Genomic DNA, 3,315 nt, shown 5'->3' with positions numbered 1-3,315 from the left:
AGGTTCAGTCTAGCGAGCGCTACTTCCAGCTTTATGAAGCAATTCGTAAGGGTGTGCCTCTGGCTAAACTTTCTGAAATTACATACGTTAAAGAGTTCTTCCTCCAGCAGATGAAAGAGCTTGTTGACCTTGAAGAGGAAATGCTTAAGAACCCTGGACGCGTTCCAGAAGATAAGCTTCTGATTCAGGCTAAGAAAGACGGCTTCAGCGACAAGTACCTTTCAAAGATTTTGAAGGTTGCTGAAAAAGATATCCGCAAGCGCCGCAACGAGCTTGGTATTAAAGAAGCATGGCTCCGCGTTCCTGTTAGCGGCGTGGAAAATGCCTGCTACTACTACTCAACTTACAATGCAGAAAAAGATACTTCTGTTGCAACAGACAACAAGAAGAAGATTATGATTTTGGGCGGTGGTCCAAACAGAATTGGTCAGGGTATTGAGTTTGACTACTGCTGCTGTCATGCGGCAATGCAGTTGAAAGAACTCGGCTACGAAACAATCATCGTAAACTGTAACCCGGAAACTGTTTCTACTGACTATGATACTTCTGATAAGCTCTACTTTGAACCAGTTACTACAGAAGACGTTCTTCAGATTTACGAAAAAGAAAAGCCATACGGAGTTATCGTTCAGTTTGGTGGACAGACTCCGCTTAATATTGCCCGTGAACTTCAGGAAAACGGCGTGAACATCCTCGGTACAAGCATCGACTCTATCGACATCGCCGAAGACCGCGACCTCTTCCGCCATATGATGGAAAAACTGGACATCCCAATGCCAGAAAGCGGAATGGCAATCAACTTTGAAGAAGCTAAGGCTTGTGCAGACAAAATCGGCTATCCAATCATGATTCGTCCGTCTTTCGTTCTCGGTGGACGCGGAATGGAAGTAATCTACGATGAAGCTACATTGAAAGAATATGTTGAAAAGGCTGTCGGCGTAACTCCAGACCGCCCGCTTCTCATCGACCGCTTCTTGAAGAATGCGCTTGAATGTGAGGCTGACGCTCTTGCTGATTCAACACATGTTTACATCCCGGCAGTTATGGAGCATGTTGAGCTTGCAGGTATTCATTCAGGTGACTCAGCTTGTGTAATTCCGCCAGTTTCAATTCCTCAGAATAACCTCGACACAATCAAAGAATATACAAAGAAGATTGCAGAAAACCTCCATGTCTGCGGTTTGATGAACATGCAGTATGCTATCGAGGACGGAAAGGTTTATGTAATCGAAGCTAACCCACGCGCAAGCCGCACAGTTCCTCTCGTATCAAAGGTTTGTGACACTCAGATGGCTCGCCTTGCAACAAGAATGATGCTTGGTGAATCACTTGAATCACTCGGTCTCAAAGATAAGAAGATTCCTTACTACGGAGCAAAAGAAGCAGTTCTTCCATGGGCACGCTTCCCTGGAGTTGACCCAATCCTCGGACCAGAAATGCGTTCTACAGGTGAAGTTCTTGGTCTTGCAGAGACATTCCCGCTTGCCGTTTACAAATCTGAAGAAGCCGCCGGTTCTGAATTGCCGCACGCACCGGCTGCCTGGGAGAACAAAAAGGTCTTGATTTCGCTTTCTAACAAGGAAGGCCAGAAAGAGCAGGTTCTTACAATCGGAAAGACCTTGAAAGACTTGGGCTTTACGCTCGTAGGCACTCAGGGAACAGCTGATTTCTACAACGCAAACGGAATCAAGTGCACTGTCGTAAACAAAATCGGAGCAGGCCGCCCTGATGTAGTGGACATGATTATGAACAAGGAAGTTTGCCTCGTAATCAACACACCAAAAGCAAAACGCAACTACGCCGAAGACCGAAAGACAATCCGCAAGGCTTGCTTGAAGTACAAGGTATCTTACATCACAACACTCGCCGGCGCGCTCGCAGCCGTTAAGGGCATCGAAGCTGTCAAAAACGGCAACGGTGGTGAAGGCGGCGTTCGCTCACTGCAGGAATACCACTCGCTGATTGAGAGCCGATAATTTTTAACGGCTCTCAAAACGGCTGAGTCAAGGCATTAAGCGACAGCGTGCCTTGACTCAGCCGTATTAAATAAATCGTTATAAGACGATAAATGCACGCCAGTTCCTTCATCGGGGAACTGGCGTTTTTTATATATTCTGTAAAAACATGACACTTAGGCATAATGCAAGTAATGAGACAAAACTTGCATTGGAAAAATATTACTCAGTGGCCTTATGAGAATACTCATATATAAAGTTATATAAGTCATCATTTATTATTAATGCACGAACTAGAGCACCTACAGAATCACTTGTTATTGAAACTCTTACCATTGGATAGTATCTCTTAAATGAATCATCATTTGTCTTTATATCCTTGAATATTTTTCTCCAATCTGAGTCGCGAATTAAAATGCTACGGTTTTGTTCAACAAGAAATTGACACCGTTCATTAGGCGACTTTTTCATCAATTCCGTAAACTTATCTTCTTTTAATGCAGTTTCCATAAATTTAAAATACTCTATCATACTCTTTTGTAAAACAGTTTCTATTGTATTTCCTTTTGAATAAAATAAAAGATAATCTGGGCTTGGAATGTCAAATTCTTTTTCATTTTTTAACAATTCATCATTTTTGTTACTTAACATTTCAGTTAGCATTTCAGAATTATCTTTTTCATCAGGAGCCTTCTTTTTTTCTTCATTTAAATAATCATCAATAACATTATCTGTATCAGAATACTCTTTCAACTCTTCTTTTAAAATCTTTCGAACTTCTTCTATTGGAAGATAAACGTTTATCTTATGATTTTTTGCCCCAGCAAATACAACTTGGGCCAAATAGGTGTAAACGCTGTAAGGACGTTCTTCATCCTGATCAATATCAAGCCAGTCCTCTGTATTTTTTTCTTTTAAATATATTTTAGTATCTAAAACCTTCCTAATAAATGTCTCATAGCAATTGTTTTCATCATCTTCTTTTTGATTTTCCTGAAAATTGATTAAGCTACAGATTGTTCTTAAATCAAAACCTAGCTCCAGAAAATTTTCAAGTTTTCCTGCAAACCCAATAGCATTAACATGGTATTGATTCAGCTTTTCCTTTATATAATTGTGCCAGACTTGTTTTGAAAAATGATTTCTTATGAAATTTCCAAATTCAATATCTTTATTTCCCAAATACAAGTAATTAAACAAGGTAAGTTTTTCACCCTCAGTAATATTCAATTTAGAAATCCGTTCACATAATCGACTTGTATCACATCGTGCTGGAATATCTATAGGAGTTTTTAAAATTGAATTTGCAATTTCTACAGCTTTTCTTAATTGCCCCTTTGTAATATCACCATCTACAAAC

General features: G+C 40.3%; 2 protein-coding genes. One reads left to right on the top strand and one right to left on the bottom strand.

Annotated features, from left to right (window positions below; all coding sequences use genetic code 11):
* A partial coding sequence (gene carB, locus Q0Q74_RS14150) for a carbamoyl-phosphate synthase large subunit (RefSeq protein ID WP_294431918.1) occupies positions 1 to 1,976 on the top strand: 1,976 nt, incomplete at its 5' end.
* A 201-nt stretch (positions 1,977 to 2,177) separates the two neighbouring features.
* Here carB and Q0Q74_RS14145 read toward each other — a convergent pair.
* A partial coding sequence (locus tag Q0Q74_RS14145) for a hypothetical protein (protein WP_294431917.1) occupies positions 2,178 to 3,315 on the bottom strand: 1,138 nt, incomplete at its 5' end.

Source organism: uncultured Treponema sp. (assembly GCF_946187725.1).
Lineage (GTDB): Bacteria > Spirochaetota > Spirochaetia > Treponematales > Treponemataceae > Treponema_D.
Note: the sequence above shows the minus strand (reverse complement) of the source record. Positions and strands in the feature narration are given on the sequence as shown.